Here is a 24410-nt window from a genome sequence, read left to right as displayed (position 1 = left end):
ATCATGCGCGCGCCGCCCTCGCGGCGCGCCGTTTCCCGAGCAGTTCGCTTTTGACCCAGTGGCGCAGGAGCAGGATGCGCTCTCCTCCCCGTTCGTCGGCGCAGCGCGGACAGGTCAGGTAGCACAGATACAGCTCCTTCGGCATGCAACCCGCATCGAGCAATGAGGCCTGTATGTCGCGGACCGCCTGGCGAATGGTGCTGACATTCCCCTGATGGAGATGCGCCCGCACCTGGAAGGGACGGGGGAAATACCCGACGTGGCGGGACAGTGAAGGCGCATCCTCCAGCAGCCGTATGATGCTGCCGCGCAGGAAGCCGGTGCGTGTCAGCACGAGCCCGGGCCAGGTTTCCCTCAACTGCAATTGTTCCAGGGCCTGTCGCTGCCGTTGCACGTAGAGCTCATAGCTCAGCGGCATGTGCATCAGCGTGGGGATCGGCAGGGTATGCGTGCGATACCCGCCGAGGTCGATGTCCTGTCCGTGCCGCCAGTCGGGGTAGGAGTGCGGACAACTGCAGTCAGGTGTCATGCCGCTGGGAGAAGTAACGCTTGGCGGTCATGAAGATGTTGGCGAAGAAGATCCAGAACCCCATGCCCATCACGCTCGCCACGATGGCGATGGTGGGGCCGTAAACGCTGTGGACCCGTTCCATGGCCTCGGAATCGTGTGCGAGCAGGTAATGACCTTCCAGTATGCCGAAGAAGAGCAGGGAGGAATAAAAGCAGGAGATTCCGATCGTGGTCCACCAGAAAGAATGATTCACGAGTCGGTATGAATAGATCGGCCGGCCCGAGATCGTCACAAACATGTAATAGGTCACCGCCATGCACAGCAGCACCACGCCGCCGACGACATTGATGTGGGCGTGGGCGAGCGGATCGATCATGTGTCCGGGGCCGCCGTAGGGACTGCCGATGGAATCCAGCCATGCGCGCACGGAGGGGATGACCTGGAGCACCCCATGGACGGTGCCGATGAAGAAAAAGGTGGCCGAGGCGACCAGGTACTTGAGCAACCCTTTCAGGTCGGACGTTGTCGTGAAAGCGGGCTTCATCGTGCGAATACGTCTGGAGTGAGATGAATCAACAGAAAAAAGCCCGACTTAAAGCCGGGCTTCATCTGAAGCAACGCTGGCTTGAAGCCGAATTACTTCTTTTGGATCCCCTTGATGGCGCTTTCGCTGATGGCGCCGGCAACGAACACGCTCAAAGTGAAAAAGATGACGATCGGGACAATGATACTGGGCCACATGTTCAACTCCTCCCCTCTGGATCGATTATCATAATTTTTTCAATGATCAAACTGGCACCGAGTCTAGCGGATAGCGGCGGTGGATGCAAGCCGGGGGAGCGGCCCTCCTGTCGCCGGGGGCGGAGAAATTGTCAGCAGAAACAATAGTAAAGACGTGGCGGATCAGTCCAGGGGATCGGGCGATTCGCCGGCTTGGCGCTTCCCGGGTTCGGGCGGCGAGCTGAATTTGAGGTTCTCCGTCATTTTCTTCAGGGCGCTGGTCTGCTCGACCAGGATGGCCTTGGCGGTCGTCATTTCCTTCAACTGGGATTCGAGGTTGTTCTTCGATTCCCGGATCTTGCTCAGGGTCTTCATGTGCTGTTCGATGCTGTTGCGCTTTTCCTGGATCTGGTTGACCAGCGGATTGACCAGTTCCTTCAGCCAGGTGTCCGCCTCCTTGCCGGCCTGGATGAAGATGTTGCGCGCGTGGCTGACCAGCGAGATGAAGAATTTCTTCACCACGAAGCTTTGTTCTGACATGGTGGTGACCGGGCTGTTACGGAATTCCTCCGCCTTCAGGTAGAGCAGATCGAGTTCGTCGATGTATTTCTTGGTCGGAAACAGGCGCGGCGAACTCACCCGCAGCCCGTATTCGTCGTGGAACTTCTTGTAGATCGCCTGCACCAGCTTGAAGGTCTCCTCGGATTGGCGGCTCACGATCTGCATCGCGTCGCGCATGCTGTCGAAGAACACTGCCATGCCGTTTTTCATGCCCGCCGTGGTCCAGCTGCCGGCCATGTCCTTGCGGCTCTTGTCGATGATCTTGTCGATCGAATCGATGTCCAGCGTGTTGAACATGATCTTGGCCTGCAGCGCGAGTTTCTTGCGGCTCAATTGAAACGTCTTCACGCTTTCGTAATAGGCATCCTTCTTTTCCTTGGCCTTTTCCAGCAGCTGCTGCACGATGTCCTCGTTGTTGCCGCGCATCGCCTGCAACTCGTTGATGCGTCCGCTCAGATCGTCGAGCTGGGCGGTCAGCGGGGCATAGATATCGTCCATAGAGCGGCCGAGCCTGGCGACGATGTTGTCCCAGATGACCCGTTGCCGGTCCGGAAGGATCTCGTTGCCGAGCAATGATTCGAGCGCGGGGAGATTGCTCTTTTCGAGCAGCTCCGAATTGCCGCGAATCTTGGCCACCAGCGCCTTGTGCGCGGAGATCGGGAAGACGTTTCCGGTATCGATGCCGAGCAGTTCGGCGCTGCTCCGGCATTGTTCGCGGATCGTCGCCTCGACCTGTTCCGGCCGCTTCATTTCATCCCACAGGGTGTCGATCTTGTTGAGCACGGCGACCAGGCCCTTTTGACCCTTGTTCCGGTACGCCATGATGAAGTTCTGCCACACATCGAGGTCGCTCTTGGTGACGCCGGTGTCCGCGGACAGGACGAACAGCACCGCCTGCGCGCTCGGGAGCATGTTGATGGTCAGTTCGGGTTCACTGCCCAGGGCGTTCAGGCCGGGGGTGTCCAGGATCACCAGTCCCTGCTGCAGCAGCGGGTGCGGGAAGCTGATCAGGGCGTGACGCCAGACCGGGATCTCCACCGTCTGGGGCTTGACGCGGCGGTTGCCCTCCTGCTCCCCGTTGGTCAGTTCATCGATATAGAGGCCGAGTTTTTCGGCGTCATCCACCGGGACGCGTTTCGTTTTCACGACCTCGTGAAAGGTTTGCGCCATCTGGTCCGGCGAGTCGACATTGAGCGGGAAGGTGGTCCAGTAGCTGTCCTCGTTCTTGAGGTCGGACAGGCTGATGTCACTGAGGCGTGTCTCGATGGGCAGCAGCTTGAGATAGGAATCGCCGCTGTTCCGGTCATAGAACAGTTCGGTCGGGCACATGGTCGTGCGACCGGCCTCGGACGGCAGCAGACGCCGGCCGAAATCGGCAAAGAAGATCGCGTTGATCAGCTCGGTCTTGCCGCGCGAGAACTCGGCGACGAAGGCGATATTGAGCTGGTCGGATTCGAGCGCGCGCAGGGCGTCATAGATGCGCAGGTCGATTTCCGGGCTGTTGAGTTGATGCTGCCCCAGCCAGTCCTGGAAATCCCGGATCAGCTTCGTCAGATCCGCCTTCCAGTTGGCGAAGGCCTGCATCTGGTTTCTGAAGCCGTCCTGCTCCTGTCCCTGGTTTATCTCCATCGCGTTGATCGACATGGGTTCCTTAGTCCAAATGCTGCCAGAGCTTGTGTGGTGTCCACTAGTTATCGGAATAGGCGGGGTTTTTTTGAATATTTTCCTTCGGCCGTGTCATCAAGACCCGGCGGTGCCGTCTGCCATGAATACCCCGTATCGGCAGATAACTCACAACATATAGTTCCACATGGAATTTTTGCGGGGCGAGTCACGGCTGCCCGGATCCGGTTCCGTGAAGCACGTCACGCTGGCCGGGGAATCTGCGGCGGCAGACGGGCGGGAGCGGCGACCAGGAGGCGTTTTTCGCGCCCGCTCTCGCCGCTGAGCAGCGCGATGCGTGTCTTCGGGACAGCGAATACCCGGGCGAGGTACTGGATCAGGTATGCGTTCGCCCTTCCGTCCACCGGGGGCGCGGTGATCCGGATCTTGAGGTGATTTCCCTGAATCCCCACGATCTCGTCTTTGCTTGCCCGCGGCTGCACCCGCACGTTCAGCGTGAGCCGGTCGCCGTCCCAGGAATAGGGGGCGGGTGAGGTCATGCTGAATAGGTGATTCCTTCCACGCCCTCCGGTTCCGGAAGCAGGAAGGGGCGGCGAACCGGCGGACTCATCCGTAGGCCAGGGCCCGGCCCAGGTCGCTGAGCGGGCTTACGACCAGGATCTTCAGCAGCTGCACGGCGACCAGGACGAGCAGGGGCGAAAAATCGATGCCCGACATAGAGGGCAGCAGCCTGCGCGCCGGACCCAGCAGGGGTTCATTCAGGCTGTACAGGATGGAGAATACAGGGTTGTTGTACGAACCGGGGCCGAACCAGCTCAGGATGACCTGGATCAGGATCGCGACCAGAAAGGTGTTGAGCGTCAGCGCGAGCAGCGCGGCCGTGGACAACACGAACAGTCCCGCGATCGACGGGGAACGGCCGATCGCCAGGTCGAGCAGCCACAGGGCGCACATCTGCAGGGCGATCAGGAGCACGACCGAGGCCAGATCGATTTTCCATAGTCCCGGGATGATCCTCCGCAGGGGTTTGAGCGGCGGGTTCGTCGCCTTGACCAGGAACTGGCAGATCGGGTTGTAGAAATCGGCGCGGGCGAGTTGCAACAGGAAGCGCAGCAGGACCAGAAGTATATAGAGTCCGAACACGGTATCGATCAGGAAGGCCGATGCGGTCGACAGGTAGGGATTATCCATGGTGTTCTCCGAGCATTCGTGAGAGCTCGATCGAGCGGTCGCGGGCCGCCTTGAGGGCGCGCTCGAACAGATCCTCGATCCCGCCTTGCCGGAGCGCGCTGATGGCGCGTTCCGTGGTGCCGCCGGGAGAGGTCACCTGGGCACGCAGCGCGGAACTGTCCACCCCGCTTTCCAGCGCCATCTTGGCGGCGCCGAAGGCGGTTTGCAGCGTCAACAGGCGGGCCTCGCCGGCCGGCAGGCCGAGTTTGCAGCCGATCTGTTCCAGGATCTCCATGACCAGAAAGAAATAGGCCGGACCGCTCCCGGACAAGGCCGTCACGGCGTCCATCAGGTCCTCGTCGTCGATCCACAGCGTCAGGCCGACGGCGCGCAGGATCGATTCCGCGATATCACGCTGTTCTGCGCTGACCCGGGGATTGGCATATAGCGCCGTCGCCGCGCTCTGCACCAGGGCCGGCGTGTTGGGCATCGCCCGCACCAGGGCCGCTTCCCGGCCCAGCCAGCGCGCCAGGGATTCCACGCGGATGCCTGCGGCGATCGAAATGACCAGCGTATGCGGGCCGAGAGCCGCGCCGATTTCGGGGGCGATCTGCTCGACCACCTGCGGTTTCACCGCGATGACGATGATATCGGCCGCTTCCGCCGCCGCGGTGTTGCGGCTGTCCGTCCTGATCCCAAGGTCAGTCTCCAGGCTCCGCAGTTTTCCCTGGTCGGGATCGGTGGCGATGATACGCGCGGCGTTATAGCCGTCACTGATCAGCCCGCCGATCAGGCTCCGCGCCATGTTGCCTGCACCGATGAAGGCAATGGTCTGCTGTTTCATGAGCAATGGATGAGCATTTATCCGGCGGTTGTTTTCGATGGGTAAGTCTAACCGAATCCCGTGTCAAATGCGCCAGCCAGGCGTTGGATGAGGCGGGCGGAGGCCGGCCGGGCTTCGTTATATTCCACGTTCGCCGAAGATCCCGCTGCCGATCCTCACCAGAGTGGAGCCCTCGGCGATGGCGGCCTCGAGGTCGTCCGTCATCCCCATCGACAGGGTGTCGAGCGCGGAACCGGTCTGATTCAGGGCGTCGCGCAATTCCCTCAGGCGGCGGAAATAATCGCGCTGCGTCTCGAAGTCGCGGGACACCGGGGGGATGGTCATCAGGCCGCGCAACTGCAGCCGCGGCAACAGGGAGCACTCCCGCGCGAGTTCGGCGACCTCCGCCGGCGGTACGCCGGATTTGCTGGCCTCCCCGCTGATGTTGACCTCAATGCAGATGTTGAGCGGGGGCAGGTGCGCGGGTCGTTGCGTGCTCAGGCGCTGCGCGATCTTGAGCCGGTCCACGCTGTGCACCCAGGAAAAATGCTCGGCGATGCCGCGGGTCTTGTTCGACTGGATCGGTCCGATGAAGTGCCATTCGATGGCTTGCCCGGCGAGGGCCGTGATCTTGGCGAGGGCCTCCTGCAGGTAGCTTTCTCCGAACATGCGCTGTCCGGCGTCGAGCACGGCGCGGACGTCGGCGGCGGAATGCGCCTTGGAGACCGCCAGCAGGCTGACCGAACCGGGCGGCCGCTGGTACAGTCGCTCGGCAGCGGCGATGCGCGCCTGTATGGCGTGCAGTGACTGGACGGAATCCTTCATCGTCAAGTCCCGTTCCCGGTCGGCGGGGCGCTGTAGGGAAGGTCCGTTCGGCGTATAGTCAAACTCAAGATGTGGGTGTGGATGCCGTTAACCGTCAGGGTGATCATATCAAGGTCGGGCCTGGGGCAATCGCCCGCCAGTGTGCCATAAAAACGGGAGAGAACATAAATGGATATCGCCGAGCTGCTGGCGTTCAGCGCCAAGAATAATGCCTCGGACCTGCACCTTTCCGCCGAACTGCCGCCCATGATCCGCGTCGATGGCGACGTGCGCCGCATCAATGTACCTCCTCTGGACAACAAGACGGTACAGACGATGCTGTATGACATCATGAGCGACAAGCAGCGCAAGGATTTCGAGGAGTTCCTCGAGACGGACTTCTCGTTCGAAATCCCCGGTCTGGCCCGCTTCCGTGTCAACGTCTTCAACCACAACCGCGGCGTCGGCGGGGTGTTCCGCACCATTCCCTCCACGATCCTTTCCCTGGAAGAACTGGGCGCGCCGGCGGTATTCAAGGATATCTCGGATTATCCGCGCGGCATCGTGCTGGTGACCGGGCCGACCGGCTCGGGTAAGTCCACCACGCTGGCGGCGATGATCGATTACAAGAACAACAACGAGTTCGGCCACATCCTGACCATCGAGGATCCCATCGAGTTCGTGCACCAGAGCAAGAAGTGCCTGGTCAACCAGCGCGAGATCGGGCGCGATTCGCTTGGCTTCGCCGAGGCCCTGCGCTCCGCCCTGCGCGAGGACCCTGACGTGATTCTCGTAGGTGAAATGCGCGACCCGGAGACGATCTCGCTGGCGCTCACCGCCGCCGAGACCGGCCACATGGTGTTCGGCACCCTGCATACCAGCTCCGCCGCCAAGACCATCGACCGTATCATCGACGTCTTTCCCGCGGCGGAGAAGGAGATGGTGCGTTCGATGCTGTCGGAATCCCTGCGCGCGGTGATCTCGCAGACCCTGCTCAAGAAGGTCGGCGGCGGCCGCGTCGCGGCCCACGAGATCATGATCGGCACGCCGGCCATCCGCAACCTGATCCGCGAAAACAAGGTGCCGCAGATGTACTCCGCGATCCAGACCGGCCAGTCGCACGGGATGCAGACCCTCGATCAGTGCCTGCTGGAGCTGGTCCGCAAGGGCGTGGTCAATCGCCAGGAGGCGATGGCCAAGGCCGCCCATCGCGACGCCTTCCGCGAATAGTCCTCTACCCGAGCCGGACCCCTTCAGGCGTCCGGCTCAGTCGTCCCATACCGGCGAGAAGATCCCGCCCTGTTCGGTGTCGAGCCTGCGCATCGGATGGCCGTACAGCCTGGACAGGTTCTCCTCCGTCAGGACGTCTCCGATCGGGCCGTGCACCTGGGCCTCCGGCCCGAACAGCAACAGCGCGTGATCGCAGTACCGGGCGGCCAGGTTGATGTCATGCAGCACCATCACCAGCGCCTTCTCGCCGCCCCGGGTCGAATCGCGGAGAATGCGCAGGATATGGATCTGATGATACAGATCCAGATGGGTGCTCGGCTCATCGAGCAGGCAGAGCGCCGGATCCTGCGTCAGCAAGGTTGCGATGGCGAGGCGCTGGCGTTCGCCCCCGGACAGAGTCGACAGGACACGGGATTCCTTGCCGGCCAGCCCCACTTGCGCAAGTGCGGCGCGGGCGCGCTCGAAGTCTTCCCCGCTTTCCCGGCGCCAGGCGGCGAGATATGGATGGCGTCCAATCAGGGCGGCCTCGAGCACATTCCCCGGGAAGAGGCTGTCCTGTTCCTGAAACAGGATTCCCAGGATACGGGCCAGCTGCGCGCGCGGGACTTCCTCGAGACTCTTTCCCGCAAGGGTGATCGCGCCCGCGTCACGGGGGTGCAGTCCCGCCAGGGTCTTCAGCAATGTGGTCTTTCCGCAGCCATTGCGCCCGAGCACGGCCCAGCGGCTGCCGCGGTCGATCTGCAGGTCGAGGCCGCGGCAGACACCGGTCCCCGCGATCGAGACATCGAGACCGCGGGTCGTCAGCAGCGCGCTCAATGTGGGCTCCGTCGCAGCAGGTACAGAAACAGCGGGACACCGATCAGCGCCGTCATGACGCCGACCGGCAGTTGCAGCGGTGAGAACGCCGAACGGGCCAGGGTATCCGCGATCACCAGAAAGATCGCCCCGATCAGCGTTGAGGCCGGCAGCAGAATGCGATGATCGTGGCTCACGATCAGGCGCGTCAGATGCGGCACGATCAGGCCGATGAAGCCGATATTGCCGGCGATGGTGATGGCCACGGCGGTGAGCAGGGACGCCAGGATATACAGACGCAGGCGCAGGCGGTCGACGCCGATGCCGAGGGCGCGGGCCTTGAGTTCGCCGAATACCAGGACATTCAGCTCGCGCGCACTGACGAGCGCGAAGAGGAGTCCGAGCGCCAGCGTACCGATCCCAAGCCCCGGATAGGGCGCCTGACCCAGATCACCCAGCAGCCAGAAGATCATGCCGCGCAAGGTGGTGTCGGCGCTGAGCGAGAGGATCAGGCTGATGAGGGCGCCCCAGCCCGCGGCAACCACGACCCCCGTCAGCAACAGCCGGGTCGGCGTCCAGGCGCCGCGTCCGTGCGCCAGGGCAAACACCAGCAGCATCGACAGCATGGCGCCAATGAAGGCGCCGCCGGTGAGCCAGAGTCCGCCCAATCCGATGAGCAGGGTGGACAAGGCGCCGACGGCGGCCCCGCCGGACACGCCCAGGATATACGGGTCGGCGAGCGGATTGCGCAGCAGTACCTGCATCAGGGCGCCGGCCAGCGCGAGCATTCCGCCGCAGGCAAAGGCCGTTATGGCGCGCGGAAGTCTGAGTTCGGTCACGACGACGTAACTGGGCGCCGAATGGTCCCCCAGCAGTATCAACCACAGTTCATGCCAGCCTACGGAAACACTGCCCGTGGCCACGGCGAACAGCAGGCTTCCCGCTCCCGCGAGGACGAGGACACCCAGCCGCACCGCGCTGGAGTTCAGCGCAAATCGAGGATGGGCCATGCCCGGCTTGCCGCGTGGCGCGCCAGCGTGTCGTCGGGATTCACCGCAACCGGGTGGTCAACCAGCTCGAGCAGCGGCAGATCGTTATGTGAATCGGAATAAAACCAGCTGCCGCCCAGATCCATCCGGTTCTCGGCCATCCAGGCCGCTAGGCGCTCGACCTTGCCGCCCCGAAAGCAGGGGACGCCGGCTACGCCGCCGGTAAAGCGCCCGGCATTGATCTCGGGTTCGGTCGCGATTAGGTATTCCACGCCGAGGGAGGCGGCGATCGGGCGCGTAATGAAGGAATTGGTCGCGGTAATGATCACCGGGATGTCTCCCTGTGCGCGGTGGGTCTCGATCAGTTTTCGTCCTGCCGGGAGGATGATCGGACGGATCCTTTCCGCCATGAAGCGATCGCGCAGCTCACGCATGAACGCGGGTTCGTGCGCGGCGAGCGGGCTCAGCTGGAAGGCCAGCCAGGCACGGATGTCGAGCGTCCCGGCCTGGTATTCGCGGTAGAAACGCTCGTTCTCACGGGCGTAGTGCTCGCCATCCACGATCCCCCGCTCCACGAGGAATTCCCCCCACAGGTAGTCACTGTCACCGGCAAGCAGGGTGTTGTCGAGATCAAACAGGGCGAGTGGCAAATCCGCTAATCCATAGGTTCAACTTATTGATATTGCTTAACGTAGTGGATACCAGCATGGCTTGCAAGGCCTTGCCTGAAGTCCGCGCCCCGGGATCGGAGGGCGTGATGCGCGGAATTGCGGAGGTCACGCGAATTATGGGAGAATCGATTGCAAAAAGCGCTCGTGAAGGTCGTGCAAGTGATTGATTTAGATGGATACAGGGCCAATGTCGGGATTGTCCTGAGCAATGCTGAGGGTAAGGTCCTGTGGGCGCGCCGGATCGGCCAGGACGCATGGCAGTTCCCCCAGGGGGGCATCCGGGAGGACGAGGCGCCCGAGCAGGCGATGTACCGCGAATTGCGCGAGGAGATCGGCCTCGAGGCGGGGGACGTGGTGGTGTTGGGACGCACGCGCGACTGGCTGCGTTACCGCCTCCCCAAGCATCTGATCAGGCGACGCAGCCGCCCGTTGTGCATCGGCCAGAAGCAGGTCTGGTATCTGCTGTATCTGGTCGGTGACGAAGGCCGGGTTCGGCTGGACAGCACGGATCAACCCGAATTCGACCGCTGGCGCTGGGTGGATTTCTGGAGTCCGCTGAAGGAGGTTGTCTCCTTCAAGCGTAATGTGTACCGCAGCGCGCTCGAAGAGTTCTCCGAGGTGTTGTTCAGTGACGGAAAGGTCAGCCCGGTGTTGAGGGCGCACAAAAAAATCGGTCTCGGCCATGATGGATGACGCGGAGCCCGCGGCGCGGAAACCAGGATGCTCGCCACACTTCGGCGCATAGTTCAGGAAGTCAATGCGGCCCGCGATCTGCAGCAGGCCCTGTCGATTATCGTCACCCGTGTAAAGCAAGCCATCAAGGTTGATGTCTGCACCGTATATCTGTTCGATCCCGCCCGGGATGCCTTCATCCTCATGGCGACGGACGGCCTCAATCCCCAGGCGATCGGGCGGGTCTTCCTCGCGCGCGGCGAAGGCCTGGTCGGTGTGGTGGGGGAGACCGAGGAACCCCTCAACCTCGACGACGCGCCCGCCGATCCCCGTTATCGCTTTGTCGCGGAGACGGGCGAGGCCTACTATCACGGTTTTCTCGGCGTACCGATCATCCATCACCGCAAGGTGATGGGGGTTCTGGTCGCGCGCCAGCACGACAAGCGCCGCTTCGACGACGACGAGGTGGCGTTTCTGCTCACCATCGCCGCGCAACTGTCCGGAGCCATCGCGCTTGCCGCCGCGAACGGGGGTATCCGGGGATTCTCCGCCGACCAGGAAGGTGTCGAATCGCGCCCGATCGTAGGCCTGCCCGGGGCCCCTGGAATCGGCTTCGGGTCGGCCGTAGTGATCTTTCCGCCAGCGGATCTGAGCGCGATCCCCGATCGGCGAGTCAGTGATATCGAGGGAGAGGCGGCGCTCTTCCGCGCCGCCCTGGAAGCGGCGCGCGACGACATTCGGATGCTGGAGCACAGGATGGGCGATTCCCTCGCCGCCGAAGATCGCGCCTTGTTCAATGCCTATACCCTGATGTTGAGCAGCCCGAGTCTGGAGAATCAGACCCTGGAGCGGATCCGCGCCGGCAACTGGGCGGCGGGAGCGTTGCGCGATACGATCGCCGAGCACACGCGGGTCTTCGATCAGATGGAGGATCCCTACCTCCGCGAACGCGCGGAAGACGTGCGGGATGTCGGGCGGCGCATCCTGGCGCGGCTGGAGAACATGCCGCAGGATCAGCGGCAATATCCGGAGCGCGCGGTACTGGTCGGCGAGGAGATCACGGCCTCGATGCTGGCGGAGGTGCCGCTGGATCGCCTGGCGGGCGTGGTGACGGTGCGTGGTTCCGGATCCTCGCACGTGGCGATCCTGGCGCGGTCGCTCGGCATACCGGCGGTGGTCGGCCTGAGCGACCTGCCCGTGGGGCGCATAGACGGGCGCGAACTGATCGTCGACGGTGACAGCGGTACCCTGTTTGTCTCCCCCTCGGCCAAGGTGCGCGCGGAATATCTTGTGCTGGCCCAGGAAGAGGAGAGGCTCGCCGCCGAGTTGGCGGAGCTACGTGATCTGCCCGCGATTACACCGGACGGGATACGGATCCCGCTTTACGCCAATGCCGGGTTATTGTCCGACATCAACCCATCGCTGCACCACGGCGCGGAGGGCATCGGTCTGTACCGGACGGAGTTCCCTTTCATGATCCGCAACCGCTTCCCGAGCGAGGAGGAGCAGCGCCAGATCTACCGGCAGGTGCTGGAGGCCTACGCACCGCTGCCGGTGACGGTACGTACGCTGGACGTGGGCGGGGACAAGATGCTGCCCTATTTCCCGATTCACGAGGAGAATCCGTTCCTGGGCTGGCGCGGCATCAGGATCACGCTCGACCATCCGGAGATATTCTCGGTCCAGTTGCGCGCGATCTTGCGCGCCAGCATCGGCCTGAACAATTTGCGGCTGCTGCTCCCGATGATCAGCGACGTCAGCGAGGTCGACGAGGCCTTGCGTATCATCCGGCGGGTGCATCAGGAGCTGTGCGGTCAGGGCGAGGCGGTGACGATGCCGGAGACCGGCATCATGATCGAGGTGCCGTCGGCTATCTACCAGATCGACACGCTGGCGCCGCGCGTGGATTTTCTTTCCATCGGCACCAACGATCTGACCCAGTACATGCTGGCCGTGGACCGGAATAACACGCGCGTGGCCTCCTTGTACGATTCCCTGCATCCCGCGGTGCTGCGCGCGATGATGCAAGTGGTCGTTACGGCGCAGCGCTGCGGGCGTGCGGTGGGAGTCTGTGGTGAGATGGCGGGGGATCCCGCGTCTGCGCTGTTGCTGCTTGGAATGGGCGTGTCAAACCTTAGCGCGAGTGTCACCAGCCTGCCGCGCGTCAAATGGGTGATCCATAACTTCAGCATCGGTCGTGCGCGGGATATCCTCGACGAGGTGCTGGCGATGGAAGATACCCGCAGCATCCGCCGTCATCTCGACGGCCTGTTGCAGCAGGCCGGCCTGGGCAGCCTGGTCCGGGCGGGCAGATAGCCTCTCCGGTTCAGAACGGCAGCAGCAGACCGATCATGGCGGTGTATTGCGTGTAGTCGTAATCGTCGATGTTGGACCGGTTTTCGGTGCGCCGGTATTCAAAAGACAATTCGTTCCCGCCGGAAAGCCCGTGCGTGAGCCGGGCGATGGCCATGATCTGGTCATCGTTGCGGGTCAGGAAGCTGCCATCGGCCAGCTCATTCGGATTCAGGTAGTGCGAGCGCGAATAGCGCAGTTCGAGCGCGGCGTGGAACAGGGCGCCGACGGGGCCTTCCGCTTCGAGGCGCACGGAATTGCGCACGGGTGAATAGCTGGTGAACAGCGGAGTGGAGAGTTCCTCGCGATAATTGGTCTCGAGTTGGTACATCAGGTGCAGTTGGCGTTTGCCGCGCAACCAGCTCATGCGCGCATCGGTCCGGTGACGCCAGCCGGAGAGATAGGTATAGAGGGGGTCCAGGTCGTTTATCCGGCTGACTTCGTAGCGCAGACGCAGGCGGCTGCGCCCTGTTTCCAGCCACCGGCTGGTGCTCAGCTTGAAACGGGGTTCCAGGGTGAATTCATCGCCGTCCAGAAAGCTGTACACCAGCTGGGCACGACCCGCGGCCGACCATCCGGCGATATCCTTCTCCAGCAACCCGCCGAGAGACAGGGAGTCGATGTCATAGCCGTTCAGGTCCTGGTACTTGATGACATAGGCGCTTCCTTCCAGGCTCATGCCAATGGAGCCGCTCGTGCGCAGTCTCCGCTGGAGATAGCCGAAGGCATCGAAGAAATAATCATCCTGGTCGCTGGTGGTGAGGGTCTGGTTGTCGGCGAGCAGGATGACATTGCTGTCGTAACCCGTTTCGCCCACGATGAAGCCTGACCAGGGCGAGACCGCCGACAGGTCAACGGCTTCGCGAATCTCCTCCCGTTCGGTTGAGTATCGCTCCAGCAGCGTCAGGGCCAGCGACCGGAGTTTCGGGTTGTCCGTGCTCTCGATCGTGCGCTGCAGCCAGGCCGCCACCTGGTCGGCTCGGTTCAGCTGGGCGTCGACGAGCGCGAGGTTGTAGTATCCGAGGGGCGCGATGTCGGGATCGGCAATGACCTTCAGAAAGGCTTCCCTGGCCTCGGGGTAACGCGCGAGCTTGTAATAACTGGCTCCGAGGTTGTAATAGAGGGCTGCGTTGTCTTCGGTTTCGGGTCGGGAGGCGAGAAAGTGCGTAACCGCGGTCTCATAGTCACCGCGGTTGAAGGCGTCGATGCCCTGATCATAGGCCTCGTCAGCATAGGCGACGGGTAGGGTCAGATTGAAGAGGATTGCGGCGAGCAGCGACGGCCCGCTTCTCTTCGCGCGCTGCGGGTCACGGGCGCTGGGCGGCATGGCGGCACAGGATCAGAGAGGCCTTTCCATGCATCGGGGACCAAAGGGGGGATGCCGGACAGGCCGTGAATAAACGCCCCGCCACCCCATGGGCTGGCGAGAGTAGGTCGACCAGCCCTTAATTTATACTATTTCTCCCGATCCGGCCACGCGGAAGGCGGGTAGGACTCGCGGACCTTGTCCCAGTTTTCCCGGGAGTTCTGTCGGGCCGATTCCTGCTGCTCACGCGAGCTTTGCTGGAAATTATCGCGCCGTTCGCGCGATTCGTCCGCGCGATCGCGTAAACCGGGGGGGTCGCCTTGGTCGGCAGCGTTGGTCGAGTGGAGATCCGCCTGCGTGTCGGTGCGGTCGCGTTCGCCAGTGTCCCGGCCGGCATCGTTGTTTTTGACGCCGTCGCGGCGTTTACGTTTATCATCGGTTCCGCGCTGTGTGTCCTTGTTCGATGGCCCGCTGCTCGTGGCGGCGGGGACGGTGCCCTGGAATTCTTTGGGCAATTCGATGCGGTTGATGAATTCATCGGCGGTCTGTCTGGCATCCATCATGCGGATGGTGATATCGAGATCGCCGGCGCCTTCCGCCGCGAACGCGCGCCCCGCCAGCACGGCGGCAATGAACATGGATAGGCAGATGGAGTGGAAGGTGATCCGCATGGGGTTTGGCCCTGAAGGCTACATTACCGTTACCGGCGCCGCTGTCTGGTCCTGATGATTGTTTATCGGCGGTTCCCGCGACGGCAGTACGTTCATCCTCAGGACGAAGTTCTTTCTCTTTCCGCTGTAAGTCACCACGGCGACCAGGTCGCCGCCATGACTGCTGCGCGCTTCAACTGGAAGGACCAGCAGATTCTTGCCTTGTGCCAGACTGCCTTCCCAGCTGAGTTCACGCTGTCCCGGGTATCCGTCGACCTCGATGCCTTCGGGCAGCTGGATGGTAAAACGGGCATTTTGCATGGGCTGGTCGGACTCGAGTACAAGGCTCACGTCCTGGACCTGGTTCAGCGCGATAGCCAGCCCGGGGATGTCCTGTATCGGTGCGGGGCCGGGTCTGTACAGCACGCCAAGCGCGAAGACGAGCGTGACGCTCGCCGCCAGGGCGAGTCCCAGGCCGGACATGCGCCGGTGTTTGCGGGGATCGCGCACCACCGCCTCCGCGATGGCGCGATCGAAAAAATCCGCGGACGGTTCCGGTGCGGGCAGTGTCCGCAGCAGCTGGCGCACATTCTGCTCCCGGATCATGCGGGCGCGGCACAACGGACAGGCGGCGACATGCCGTTCCAGCGCGGCGGCATCCGAGGACGTCAGTACGCCGTCGAGATAGTCATCCACCAGATGATCGATTGCGGAGCAGTTCATGGGGCGGCCTTGGTTCCTGTCGCTAAAACACTACAGTAAGATACACGAGGCCCGATGAAAAAAGTTCCATGTGGGATTTCAGGTATATGATTACTATGTATTTATTTTTTTGATAGGGATGAGAATTCCATTTCGAGATGGGGCAGGAGTTCCCGCAGTCGCGCGCGGGCGCGATGCAGTCGCGATTTGAGCGTGCCGATCGGGCAGTCGAGTATCACTTGCATCTCTTCCAGGGTATATCCTTCGATATCGTGCAGGCTGAGCACATGCCGGTGATCCTCGCTCAACCGGTCGATCACCTGCAGCAAGTGCCGGGTCAGGACGCCCTGTTCGGTTTCAAACTCCGGGTTATCCCCTGTCCCGGCGAGATTCTCGATCGGATCGGTCCCCTCCGCATCGCCGCCGTAATCCACGGCCAGATGCACCGGGGAGCGGGTGTATCGCCGACGGTTATCGATGAAGATCCGGTACATGACCCGGGCCAGCCACGGGCGGAGGCGATCGACTTCCATGAGTTCCTGGCGACGCGGATAGAGTTTCAACAGAAGCTCCTGAATCAGGTCTTCCGCATCCTCGCGGGCGTGCGTCAGGCGGTAGGCAAGCCGGAACAGCGGTTTCAGGTGCGGACGGACCAGGGTTTCAAATGCGGATTGCTCCGAACCCTCTTTACTGCCCATGCTGGTTTTGCGGTGCAATGGCCAAGACCCCGGTATTTTGTCGTGTGTAACACCCCGCAGTAACCTCCAGGCGGGCGGTGTTTCACCCCCTGTCGCTTGGTCTGAATACCGGGTGATGTCTCGGGAAACGGTCGGTAACGGTTAGTACCTGAGACGTGCGAAAAGGTTCCGAATGTTCCAGCGCGGGGGAAACCCGGGGGGCGGTGCGGGTCACCCTGGGTGCGGTCGCCCGGGTATTCGGAGACCCCCGAAGATTTTTATAGATTGATTTTTAAAGATAATTTATCGAGAATCTGACCCGGCCGGCGACCGGTTCGTGCACCGCTCCGGGTTCCCGGACGGGAGGCTTTACACCGGGTTGCAGCGAAAGTTAAAATACGCGACTTTTCGGGTTTTTAAATCTTCACCATCGTCAAATTGCGGGGAATGTGAATGCCAAATGTGCGCGTGAGAGACAACGAGCCGTTCGAGGTGGCGCTGCGCCGCTTCAAGCGTATCTGCGAAAAGAGCGGGGTGTTGTCCGAGATACGTCGGCGGGAGTTTTATGAAAAGCCCACCTCGGTGCGCAAGCGCAAGGCCGCGGCTGCGGTAAAACGCCAGCAAAAGCGCACCTCGATGGAGCGTTCGCGCTTTTTCCGTCCCCACTCGTGAGTCATTGAGCGCAGGCGCGCGGCTCAGGGTCGCGCAGCCTGCCGCGGTTCGGCTTGCCGGCGATCATCTCTGCCAGGGCTTATGGAATCAACGCTTAAAAACCGCCTGCAGGAAGATATGAAGGCCGCGATGCGCGCCAAGGACAGCCAGCGTCTGGGCATCATCCGGCTGATCAACGCCGCGATCAAACAGCGCGAGGTGGACGAACGCATTGTCCTCGACGATGAGCAGGTCATCGTCGTGTTGAGCAAGATGATCAAGCAGCGCAACGACTCCATCGATCAATTCGGCAAGGCGGGACGCCAGGATCTGGTCGAGAAGGAGGCCTATGAGCTCAGGGTCATCGAGGAATATCTTCCTCCGGCGCTTTCCGACGAGGAACTGGCCGGCCTGATCGAACAAGCGGTGGTGCAGACCGGCGCCCAGTCGGTCAAGGATATGGGCAAGGTCATGGGTGTGCTGAAACCGCAGATCCAGGGGCGCGCCGATATGGCCGCGGTCGGCGCCCGGATCAAGGCCCGCCTCGGCTGATCCGTCCGTTCCGCAAGCGTCCCGAAGCATCCGGAGGGGCGGTTGCCCCGCCCCCGATTGATCGTACCGACAGGGACCGTCTCATCCCCTTGTCCACCGTGTCTTCACCCTTGTATCTTAGCTACCCATGGCCGGCAGGATCCCCCAGGATTTCATTGACGGATTGACCGCGCGCGTCGACATCGTGGAGGTGATCGACAGCTACGTGGCCCTGCGCAAGGCCGGGCGCGAGTATGTGGCGCGCTGTCCCTTCCACGAGGAAAAGACCCCCTCCTTCACCGTCAGCCCGGAAAAACAGTTCTATCACTGCTTCGGCTGCGGTGCCCACGGGACGGTGATCGGCTTCGTGATGGAGTACTGCCACCTCGATTTCGTCGATGCCGTGCATGAGCTTGCCCATCGGGTGGGTCTCGAGGTGCCCAAGACGGAGGGCGGCGGTGAGCGCGTTCGCAAGGGCGGCGAATCCCTCGACATCCTGCGCGAGGCGGCGGAGTATTTCCGCCGCCAACTGCGTGAGCACCCGCGCGGCCGCCTGGCGATCGACTACCTCAAGGGGCGCGGCGTCACCGGGGAGACGGCGTCCGAGTTCGGGATCGGGTACGCCCCGGCGGGCTGGGACAATCTGGCCGCGTTCATGGGGGGGAAATTCAGCGCCGGGGCGCTGGCTGAGGCCGGCCTGCTGATCAAGCGCGATCAGGGCGGATATTATGACCGCTTCCGCGACCGTGTCATGTTCCCGATCCGGGACGCCCGCGGGCGGGTCATCGGATTCGGGGGGCGGGTGATCGGGGACGACACCCCGAAATACCTCAATTCTCCCGAGACCGAGTTGTTCCACAAGGGGCGTGAACTCTACGGCTTGTACGAGGCGCGCACCCACGTGCGGCAACTTGAGCGTCTGCTTGTGGTCGAAGGTTACATGGATGTGGTGATGCTGGCGCAACACGGGGTCCGTTATGCCGTCGCTACACTCGGGACGGCGACCACGCCCCAGCATTTGGAGCGCATGTTCCGCCTGGTGCCGGAGGTGATCTTCTGCTTCGACGGTGACCGGGCCGGGCGCGAAGCGGCATGGCGCGCGCTGGAGCAGGCCTTGCCCGCGCTGCGTGACGGATGGCAGGCCCGTTTCATGTTTCTGCCCGAGGGCGACGACCCGGATTCGCTGGTACGCAAGGAGCACAAGGACATGTTTGAGCGGCGTGTTGAGAACGCAATCACGCTTTCGACTTTCTTCTATGACACGCTCGTGGGGCGTGCCGATATATCGAGCATAGACGGTCGGGCGCGCCTGGTGGAGCTGACCCGCCCCTATCTCGCAAGGCTGGCCCCGGGGGTGTTTCGGCAGTTGATGATCGACCGCCTGGCGGAACTTTCCAAGATGAACCCCGATACCCTCGCGCGAATGCTGGCGGGCGCGCAGAAGGCCGGTCGCCCTGGCGCGCCGTCGCCGAATACCCAGGGTGACCGGACGGTAGTCTCGCTGGTGCGCAAGGCGATCTCGCATCTGCTGAGAAAGCCCGCCCTGGCCCAGCACGCCGGGGATTATAAGCGGTTGATCCGGATGGAGACTCCGGGTGTCGGTTTGCTGGTGGAGATGCTTGATTTACTGCAGGACAACCCTCATTTCACTACAGCCATCGTGCTGGAGCATTGGCGCGGACGCGAGCATGCGAAGGCGCTGGCCAGGTTGGCCCGCGATGAGTCGCTGGTGCCATACGAGGAGCTGGATCGGGAATTTCTGGACTCCCTGTACCGCCTGCAGCTCGGCTTCGTCGAGCAGCAGATCGCGAATTTGAACAGCCGCCCGCGGGATGCCTGGAGTCCGCAGGACAAGCAGGAACTGGCCCGCCTGCTGCAGGAAAAAAGAGATATGAAACAGTTGATTATTGAGAAATCGACGGCCGTGTGAAGGTGCTGTGGCCCATGCCGGGGGATGTTCTCAATCCCCGATGGCATGTAGTAGAATCGGCCGTTTATCGTTAATCAGTCGACCAGAGGTCGGGACGCCATATGAAGCAGGATCAGCAATCGCAGCTCAAAACCTTGATTGCCAAGGGCAAGGAACAGGGGTACCTGACCTATCGCGAGGTGAACGACCACCTGCCCAACGACATCGTCGATCCCGAGCAGATCGAGGACATCATCGGCATGATCAACGATATGGGGATCACGGTGCACGAGTTCGCGCCGGATACCGAAAGTCTGCTGATGAACGATGCCGCGGTGGACGGCGATGATGATGCCGCCGAGGAAGCGGCCGCCGCTCTCGCCAGCGTGGACAGCGAATTTGGTCGCACGACCGATCCCGTGCGCATGTATATGCGTGAAATGGGCACCGTCGAGCTGCTGACCCGCGAGGGCGAGATCAAGATCGCCAAGCGTATCGAAAGCGGCCAGCGCCAGATGCTGCTCGCCCTGACGGAATATCCTGACACCATTGCCGAGCTGCTGCGCTCCTATCAGAAGGTTCAGGCCAACGAAGTGCGGCTGGGCGACCTGATTTCCGGTTATGTCGACCCCAATGAAGACGAGAACGACAGCGTGCCGATGGTTCAGGCGGCGGTGGTCGAGGAGGAGTTCGTCGAGGATGCCGGCGAGGCGGAGGCCGATGAGGAGGGCAGTGAAAGCGGTGAGGCCGCGGACACCGGCCCGGATCCGGAGGTGGCGCGCATCCGCTTCGAAGAGCTTGAGAAGCTCTACAAGAAGTCCTTGACGGCGGTCGACAAGCACGGCCGCGGCCACGACAAGACGGCCAAGCTGCTCCGCGAGCTGACCGATTGCTTCATGACCTTCAAGCTCACCCAGCGCATGACGGACCAGTTGATCAACAACCTGCGCGAGACGGTGGAGCGTATCCGCGCGCAGGAAAAGATCATCATGACGGTGTGTGTCGCCAACGCGCACATGCCGCGCAAGGAATTCATCACCTCCTTTCCGGACAATGAGACGGATCTCAACTGGCTGCCACGCCAGATCAAGGCTGGCAAGAAGTATTCCAAGGTGCTGGAGGCGCACCAGGACGAAATCCTGCGCGCACAGAAGAAACTGATCTCGATCCAGACCGAATCGAACATGGCGATCAACGAGATCAAGGACATCAACCGCAAGATGTCCATCGGCGAGGCCAAGGCGCGCCGCGCCAAGAAGGAGATGGTGGAGGCCAATCTGCGCCTGGTCATCTCGATTGCGAAGAAATACACCAATCGCGGCCTCCAGTTCCTTGACCTGATCCAGGAAGGCAACATCGGACTGATGAAGGCGGTGGACAAGTTCGAATATCGCCGCGGTTACAAGTTCTCGACCTATGCGACATGGTGGATCCGCCAGGCCATCACGCGCTCGATCGCCGACCAGGCCCGTACCATCCGAATCCCGGTTCATATGATCGAAACCATCAACAAGCTGAACCGCATCTCGCGCCAGATGCTGCAGGAGATGGGGCGCGAAGCCACCCCGGACGAGCTCGCCGCGCGCATGGACATGCCGGAAGACAAGATCCGCAAGGTGCTCAAGATCGCGAAGGAGCCGATCTCGATGGAGACTCCGATCGGTGACGACGAGGACTCCCATCTGGGCGATTTCATAGAGGACTCGAACATGCTGTCGCCGCCCGAGGCAGCGACCATCGCCGGCCTGCGCGAGGCCACTACCGCGGTACTCGAGAGCCTGACCGCGCGCGAGGCCAAGGTGCTGCGCATGCGCTTCGGTATCGACATGAATACCGATCACACGCTGGAAGAAGTCGGCAAGCAGTTCGACGTCACGCGTGAACGCATCCGCCAGATCGAGGCCAAGGCCCTGCGCAAGCTGCGCCATCCGAGCCGCTCGGAGGCATTGCGCAGTTTCGTGGATTGATGGCGGGAGACGCGGAAAACGCCTCGCTGTGATGCAGGGAGCCGGGCGGCTCCCTGCGCGTTTTGCAGCACCGTTCCGGATCGAAAACCGGAATACAACTGCCTTCTCTCTGTATCCGTATGCCTGCTCCCGCGGCAGTGTGGTGTGCATTTCACCACGCTGCGCTATACTTGCGCGCATTCCGGGCCTGTAGCTCAGTCGGTTAGAGCAGGGGACTCATAATCCCTTGGTCCTCGGTTCGAGTCCGAGCGGGCCCACCAAACTATTCATGGATTTATAGATTTCTCCTTCGGTTGCGCGTTTGGGTATGGCCGTTTTGTAGGCAATCAGATTCCGTCTCCGCGCCGCGCACGTACTGTGGCGTACCGGGGTAGTTGATATTCTGGTGGAGGCAATGCTTATTACCTAACTACTACGCCTCGCTAGACAGTGTTGAGTCTTTCAGCACGTTGGAGCCCTGGACGGCAAATCCATCCATTAATGTCAGCGGGATGAACTTCCGAATGAAGGAATCTTCTCCTATACGAGAGAGGGGTGTGGAGATCGGTCAGTAACGTAAATCTTCAAGCACCATACGCTCCCGAAGCGCGCGTGGGCGCCGCGCCCAGTTTTACAGCCGATTCAGAGGATTCAAATTGAAATCTGGTATATCCATGGATTCCGGTAACCCGCTATTCACAATGACGGTAAATGAATGATGAGTTCCCTTGCCAGATTCAGATCTTTTATTGCCGGGGTCGATGTATCTGCTGAGGTTGGCGCGCTGTCTTTTATTGCATGCAATATCCTCGGTTGGATTGTTCTTTACAACTACCCGCTGCTTTCCTTTATTTCAGACAACATTAATATTCTGTCGTGGCATGGGTTCTCTGCCCTGATGGTAGTTGTAATTCTGCTGGGGATGTTGTCGCTCTGGGCGTATTACCTGATCTTCATGCTGATGCCATTTCTGGCGAAGCCATTCAGCATGATTATCGCAGTGGCCAATTCGCTGGCATTTTATTTTATGACGAAGTATCACGTTGTTCTCGACAAGGCAATGATGGGGAATGTGTTCAACACGCGAACCGATGAGGCGGCTGACCTATTTCACCCCATGATACTGGCGTATATGGTGGTTCTAGGCATTGTTCCAGCATTCCTGGTATTTAGAACTCGCATCAAGTCTGTACGGCGATTAAGGCTGACCGGGCAAACGTTGGTGATTACCCTGGTCGGTGTGCTGTACATATATGTCAATTCATCCTCATGGTTGTGGATAGATAAGCATGCCAAGGTGCTGGGCGGATTGCTGATACCGTGGTCATATGTTGCAAATAGCGTGCGTTTCAAACAGGAACAAATAGCGCAGGAAAGACATCAAGAGCTGCTTCCTCCCGCGACGTTCAATAGTGACAATAAAACGGTTGTAGTGCTGGTCATTGGAGAAGCGGCCCGCGCACAAAACTTCTCTCTTTACGGATATGAAAGAAATACCAATCCATATCTCACCAAGTCTGACATCCTGGCGCTGGACGCGTCAGCGTGCTCGACCTACACCACGGCATCGGTATTGTGCATGTTGTCCTATACCGAGTCGGATGCCTCCGATTACGAGCCATTGCCAAGTTACCTGAAACGACATGGTATTGATGTGATATGGCGTTCAGCCAACTGGGGCGAGCCGCCGATTGATGTGACAACGTATGAGAAATCCAGCGATCTCAAAAAAGTGTGTGAAGGGGAGGATTGTTCGTTTGATAGCGCGCTGCTGACCAATCTCGTCGAACGCATAAGAAAATCAGAAATGAAAAAGATTTTTGTTGTGTTGCATACCAAGGGGAGCCACGGACCACTTTATAGCACTCGATATCCTAAAGTGTTCGAGAAATTTCAGCCCGTTTGTGAAACAGTCGAGTTGTTCAAATGCAGCCATGATTCTCTGATCAATGCCTACGACAACACCATTCTGTATACTGATTATTTTCTGAATCGTGTGATTCACACATTGCAGGAGCTGGACGATACCCCGGCTATAATGATCTATGTATCAGACCACGGAGAGTCGCTCGGGGAGCATGGCGCATATCTGCACGGGGCGCCCTATTCGATCGCGCCTGAGTATCAAATTAAAGTACCCTTCATTGTCTGGCGCTCGACATCCTTCAGGGCCCTGCAGCCGTTTCATATTGACGCGGCGGAGGTAAAGGCAAGGAGTTACTCACATAGGAACGTGTTTCATACCGTTATGGGTGCTTTCGATATGACCAGTCCCATTTACAATCCTGACCTGGATATCTTCAGTCGTCGCAGTAATCCAAACGGCATTGTTCAAAAGCAAGAACATGGGAGCGGCTCAATGAGTTCGGGCCAAGCGAACTAGTCCTGGCGTTGCGAATATTAACGCGGCGATTGCAATAGCGTATTGCATCGGATTCGCCTGTGGATAATGCGTGTCATATATGCCAAGCAGACTCATAGTGCAAATTAATAGGAATAGGGCGAGTATGCGTTGAGCTGTGAGACTAATGCCACCTTCCCAGCGCTCAGACAATATTCCACCGACAATGGCTGATGCCCAGCCTATTGCAGCGCCGGCAACTACATCAGTTGGCCAATGAGCGCCGACACCGAGGCGGGAAATTCCTACCAACACAGCGAGGGTGACCAGAAGCACTCTATATAATCTTTTCGAAGTGTAAAAGCATATGATCGCGACAAAGGTAAATATCGTTGTGGCATGACCAGACGGGAATGAGGATTTTCTTAGTGATGGTCCGATTATATGAATTGTTTCCAAGACGGCCACGGGGCGCATTTCAACTACAAGCCATTTCAGCCCGCGTACGGCTAATGCGGCAACTATTGCCGAGACAATCACTGCGCGAATGACCTCCGGACGTCGACCACAAAATGGCAGCGCTACGGCGAACAGAATCATGCTGTCGCCCAGAATGATCAGCGAACTCCACGCCAGATCTGGTATATGGCGTTGTTGATTGATGACTATGAACAAGGATTCGTTGCTATCGGTAAGCCAGAGAACGATTAGCAAAAGCATGCTGATGAGCGGGGGGGCCCACGTCCATGGACCGAGATTTGATGGCATCGAGGTTC

24 protein-coding genes and 1 tRNA gene are annotated in these 24410 nt (G+C 60.7%); 10 read left to right on the top strand and 15 right to left on the bottom strand.

The window, feature by feature from the left end; all coding sequences use genetic code 11:
* Window position 1: 1 nt before the first annotated feature.
* Window positions 2-529: a hypothetical protein gene (locus tag IPM20_08715; protein MBK9131696.1), complete on the bottom strand. Its 528-nt coding sequence runs from the start codon at window positions 527-529 to the stop codon at window positions 2-4.
* Window positions 519-1055, bottom strand: coding sequence for a cbb3-type cytochrome c oxidase subunit I (locus tag IPM20_08710; GenBank protein MBK9131695.1), 537 nt, complete (start codon window positions 1053-1055; stop codon window positions 519-521). Before IPM20_08710 ends, IPM20_08715 begins: the two co-directional genes overlap by 11 nt.
* Window positions 1056-1078: 23 nt before the next feature.
* On the opposite strand from IPM20_08710, the gene IPM20_08705 reads away from it, so the two are divergent.
* On the top strand, window positions 1079-1399 hold the full coding sequence (locus tag IPM20_08705) for a hypothetical protein (GenBank protein MBK9131694.1): 321 nt from the start codon (window positions 1079-1081) through the stop codon (window positions 1397-1399).
* 15 nt (window positions 1400-1414) lie between these two features.
* Here the strand turns inward: IPM20_08705 and IPM20_08700 are convergent, their stop codons facing one another.
* From IPM20_08700 to IPM20_08680, 5 genes are all read right to left on the bottom strand, one after another.
* Complete coding sequence (locus IPM20_08700) at window positions 1415-3436, bottom strand: dynamin family protein (protein MBK9131693.1); 2022 nt, start codon at window positions 3434-3436, stop codon at window positions 1415-1417.
* 221 nt (window positions 3437-3657) lie between these two features.
* Window positions 3658-3954, bottom strand: coding sequence for a YggU family protein (locus IPM20_08695; protein MBK9131692.1), 297 nt, complete (start codon window positions 3952-3954; stop codon window positions 3658-3660).
* Between the two features lie 67 nt (window positions 3955-4021).
* A complete protein-coding gene (locus IPM20_08690; protein ID MBK9131691.1) occupies window positions 4022-4606 on the bottom strand; it encodes a YggT family protein in 585 nt (194 codons plus the stop codon).
* On the bottom strand, window positions 4599-5429 hold the full coding sequence (locus tag IPM20_08685; protein MBK9131690.1) for a pyrroline-5-carboxylate reductase: 831 nt from the start codon (window positions 5427-5429) through the stop codon (window positions 4599-4601). Before IPM20_08685 ends, IPM20_08690 begins: the two co-directional genes overlap by 8 nt.
* Window positions 5430-5546: 117 nt before the next feature.
* The gene (locus IPM20_08680) at window positions 5547-6233 is read right to left on the bottom strand and encodes a YggS family pyridoxal phosphate-dependent enzyme (protein ID MBK9131689.1); all 687 of its coding nucleotides are present in this window, start codon (window positions 6231-6233) and stop codon (window positions 5547-5549) included.
* Between the two features lie 168 nt (window positions 6234-6401).
* On the opposite strand from IPM20_08680, the gene IPM20_08675 reads away from it, so the two are divergent.
* A complete protein-coding gene (locus IPM20_08675) occupies window positions 6402-7442 on the top strand; it encodes a type IV pilus twitching motility protein PilT (GenBank protein MBK9131688.1) in 1041 nt (346 codons plus the stop codon).
* A 36-nt stretch (window positions 7443-7478) separates the two neighbouring features.
* On the opposite strand, the gene IPM20_08670 is transcribed toward IPM20_08675, so the two are convergent.
* From IPM20_08670 to IPM20_08660, 3 genes are read right to left on the bottom strand one after another with little or no spacing between them, the layout of a single operon-like run.
* A complete protein-coding gene (locus IPM20_08670; GenBank protein ID MBK9131687.1) occupies window positions 7479-8249 on the bottom strand; it encodes an ABC transporter ATP-binding protein in 771 nt (256 codons plus the stop codon).
* A gap of 5 nt (window positions 8250-8254) precedes the next feature.
* The gene (locus tag IPM20_08665; GenBank protein ID MBK9131686.1) at window positions 8255-9247 is read right to left on the bottom strand and encodes an iron ABC transporter permease; all 993 of its coding nucleotides are present in this window, start codon (window positions 9245-9247) and stop codon (window positions 8255-8257) included.
* A complete protein-coding gene (locus IPM20_08660; protein ID MBK9131685.1) occupies window positions 9223-9876 on the bottom strand; it encodes an HAD family hydrolase in 654 nt (217 codons plus the stop codon). Before IPM20_08660 ends, IPM20_08665 begins: the two co-directional genes overlap by 25 nt.
* A 180-nt stretch (window positions 9877-10056) precedes the next feature.
* Here IPM20_08660 and IPM20_08655 point away from each other — a divergent pair, with 180 nt between their 5' ends.
* Window positions 10057-10590 (top strand): RNA pyrophosphohydrolase, encoded by a 534-nt coding sequence (locus tag IPM20_08655; protein MBK9131684.1) that lies wholly within the window; start codon window positions 10057-10059, stop codon window positions 10588-10590.
* A gap of 27 nt (window positions 10591-10617) precedes the next feature.
* The gene (ptsP, locus tag IPM20_08650; protein MBK9131683.1) at window positions 10618-12885 is read left to right on the top strand and encodes a phosphoenolpyruvate--protein phosphotransferase; all 2268 of its coding nucleotides are present in this window, start codon (window positions 10618-10620) and stop codon (window positions 12883-12885) included.
* A 10-nt stretch (window positions 12886-12895) separates the two neighbouring features.
* Here the strand turns inward: ptsP and IPM20_08645 are convergent, their stop codons facing one another.
* From IPM20_08645 to IPM20_08630, 4 genes are all read right to left on the bottom strand, one after another.
* Window positions 12896-14248 carry a tetratricopeptide repeat protein gene (locus IPM20_08645; protein MBK9131682.1) on the bottom strand — a complete coding sequence of 451 codons (1353 nt, stop codon included), beginning with the start codon at window positions 14246-14248 and terminating at the stop codon, window positions 12896-12898.
* A gap of 128 nt (window positions 14249-14376) precedes the next feature.
* Entirely contained in the window at window positions 14377-14898 is a 522-nt protein-coding gene (locus IPM20_08640) for a hypothetical protein (protein ID MBK9131681.1), read from the bottom strand.
* A gap of 18 nt (window positions 14899-14916) precedes the next feature.
* The gene (locus IPM20_08635; GenBank protein MBK9131680.1) at window positions 14917-15600 is read right to left on the bottom strand and encodes a zf-HC2 domain-containing protein; all 684 of its coding nucleotides are present in this window, start codon (window positions 15598-15600) and stop codon (window positions 14917-14919) included.
* 101 nt (window positions 15601-15701) lie between these two features.
* Window positions 15702-16277, bottom strand: a complete 576-nt coding sequence (locus IPM20_08630) for an RNA polymerase sigma factor (protein ID MBK9131679.1) — start codon at window positions 16275-16277, stop codon at window positions 15702-15704.
* Between the two features lie 432 nt (window positions 16278-16709).
* Between IPM20_08630 and rpsU the strand changes: the two genes are divergently transcribed.
* From rpsU to eptA, 6 genes are all read left to right on the top strand, one after another.
* Window positions 16710-16928: a 30S ribosomal protein S21 gene (gene rpsU, locus IPM20_08625; GenBank protein MBK9131678.1), complete on the top strand. Its 219-nt coding sequence runs from the start codon at window positions 16710-16712 to the stop codon at window positions 16926-16928.
* A gap of 81 nt (window positions 16929-17009) precedes the next feature.
* The gene (locus IPM20_08620; protein MBK9131677.1) at window positions 17010-17459 is read left to right on the top strand and encodes a GatB/YqeY domain-containing protein; all 450 of its coding nucleotides are present in this window, start codon (window positions 17010-17012) and stop codon (window positions 17457-17459) included.
* Window positions 17460-17586: 127 nt separating this feature from the next.
* The gene (locus IPM20_08615) at window positions 17587-19368 is read left to right on the top strand and encodes a DNA primase (GenBank protein ID MBK9131676.1); all 1782 of its coding nucleotides are present in this window, start codon (window positions 17587-17589) and stop codon (window positions 19366-19368) included.
* A 101-nt stretch (window positions 19369-19469) separates the two neighbouring features.
* Window positions 19470-21314, top strand: coding sequence for an RNA polymerase sigma factor RpoD (rpoD, locus tag IPM20_08610; protein MBK9131675.1), 1845 nt, complete (start codon window positions 19470-19472; stop codon window positions 21312-21314).
* A gap of 183 nt (window positions 21315-21497) precedes the next feature.
* Window positions 21498-21574: transfer RNA gene (locus tag IPM20_08605), tRNA-Ile, on the top strand.
* A 434-nt stretch (window positions 21575-22008) separates the two neighbouring features.
* Entirely contained in the window at window positions 22009-23676 is a 1668-nt protein-coding gene (gene eptA, locus IPM20_08600; GenBank protein ID MBK9131674.1) for a phosphoethanolamine--lipid A transferase EptA, read from the top strand.
* Here the strand turns inward: eptA and IPM20_08595 are convergent.
* Window positions 23650-24354, bottom strand: a complete 705-nt coding sequence (locus IPM20_08595) for a phosphatase PAP2 family protein (GenBank protein MBK9131673.1) — start codon at window positions 24352-24354, stop codon at window positions 23650-23652. The two genes, eptA and IPM20_08595, sit on opposite strands and share 27 nt — an antisense overlap.
* Window positions 24355-24410: the final 56 nt, after the last annotated feature.

This window comes from Gammaproteobacteria bacterium (assembly GCA_016716465.1).
Classification (GTDB): Bacteria; Pseudomonadota; Gammaproteobacteria; order SZUA-140; family SZUA-140; genus JADJWH01.
Note: the sequence above shows the minus strand (reverse complement) of the source record. Positions and strands in the feature narration are given on the sequence as shown.

Bases quoted from the DNA above. Each gene is read 5' to 3' on its own strand.
- IPM20_08630 (MBK9131679.1), bottom strand. From the start codon at position 16,277: ATGGGCAGTAAAGAGGGTTCGGAGCAATCCGCATTTGAAACCCTGGTC.
- IPM20_08700 (MBK9131693.1), bottom strand. From the start codon at position 3,436: ATGTCGATCAACGCGATGGAGATAAACCAGGGACAGGAGCAGGACGGC.
- IPM20_08615 (MBK9131676.1), top strand. From the start codon at position 17,587: ATGGCCGGCAGGATCCCCCAGGATTTCATTGACGGATTGACCGCGCGC.
- IPM20_08705 (MBK9131694.1), top strand. From the start codon at position 1,079: ATGAATCAACAGAAAAAAGCCCGACTTAAAGCCGGGCTTCATCTGAAG.
- IPM20_08680 (MBK9131689.1), bottom strand. From the start codon at position 6,233: ATGAAGGATTCCGTCCAGTCACTGCACGCCATACAGGCGCGCATCGCC.
- IPM20_08690 (MBK9131691.1), bottom strand. From the start codon at position 4,606: ATGGATAATCCCTACCTGTCGACCGCATCGGCCTTCCTGATCGATACC.
- rpsU (MBK9131678.1), top strand. From the start codon at position 16,710: ATGCCAAATGTGCGCGTGAGAGACAACGAGCCGTTCGAGGTGGCGCTG.
- rpoD (MBK9131675.1), top strand. From the start codon at position 19,470: ATGAAGCAGGATCAGCAATCGCAGCTCAAAACCTTGATTGCCAAGGGC.
- eptA (MBK9131674.1), top strand. From the start codon at position 22,009: ATGATGAGTTCCCTTGCCAGATTCAGATCTTTTATTGCCGGGGTCGAT.
- IPM20_08675 (MBK9131688.1), top strand. From the start codon at position 6,402: ATGGATATCGCCGAGCTGCTGGCGTTCAGCGCCAAGAATAATGCCTCG.
- IPM20_08635 (MBK9131680.1), bottom strand. From the start codon at position 15,600: ATGAACTGCTCCGCAATCGATCATCTGGTGGATGACTATCTCGACGGC.
- IPM20_08595 (MBK9131673.1), bottom strand. From the start codon at position 24,354: ATGCTTTTGCTAATCGTTCTCTGGCTTACCGATAGCAACGAATCCTTG.
- IPM20_08665 (MBK9131686.1), bottom strand. From the start codon at position 9,247: ATGGCCCATCCTCGATTTGCGCTGAACTCCAGCGCGGTGCGGCTGGGT.
- IPM20_08645 (MBK9131682.1), bottom strand. From the start codon at position 14,248: ATGCCGCCCAGCGCCCGTGACCCGCAGCGCGCGAAGAGAAGCGGGCCG.
- IPM20_08695 (MBK9131692.1), bottom strand. From the start codon at position 3,954: ATGACCTCACCCGCCCCCTATTCCTGGGACGGCGACCGGCTCACGCTG.
- IPM20_08620 (MBK9131677.1), top strand. From the start codon at position 17,010: ATGGAATCAACGCTTAAAAACCGCCTGCAGGAAGATATGAAGGCCGCG.
- IPM20_08640 (MBK9131681.1), bottom strand. From the start codon at position 14,898: ATGCGGATCACCTTCCACTCCATCTGCCTATCCATGTTCATTGCCGCC.
- IPM20_08685 (MBK9131690.1), bottom strand. From the start codon at position 5,429: ATGAAACAGCAGACCATTGCCTTCATCGGTGCAGGCAACATGGCGCGG.
- ptsP (MBK9131683.1), top strand. From the start codon at position 10,618: ATGCTCGCCACACTTCGGCGCATAGTTCAGGAAGTCAATGCGGCCCGC.
- IPM20_08710 (MBK9131695.1), bottom strand. From the start codon at position 1,055: ATGAAGCCCGCTTTCACGACAACGTCCGACCTGAAAGGGTTGCTCAAG.
- IPM20_08715 (MBK9131696.1), bottom strand. From the start codon at position 529: ATGACACCTGACTGCAGTTGTCCGCACTCCTACCCCGACTGGCGGCAC.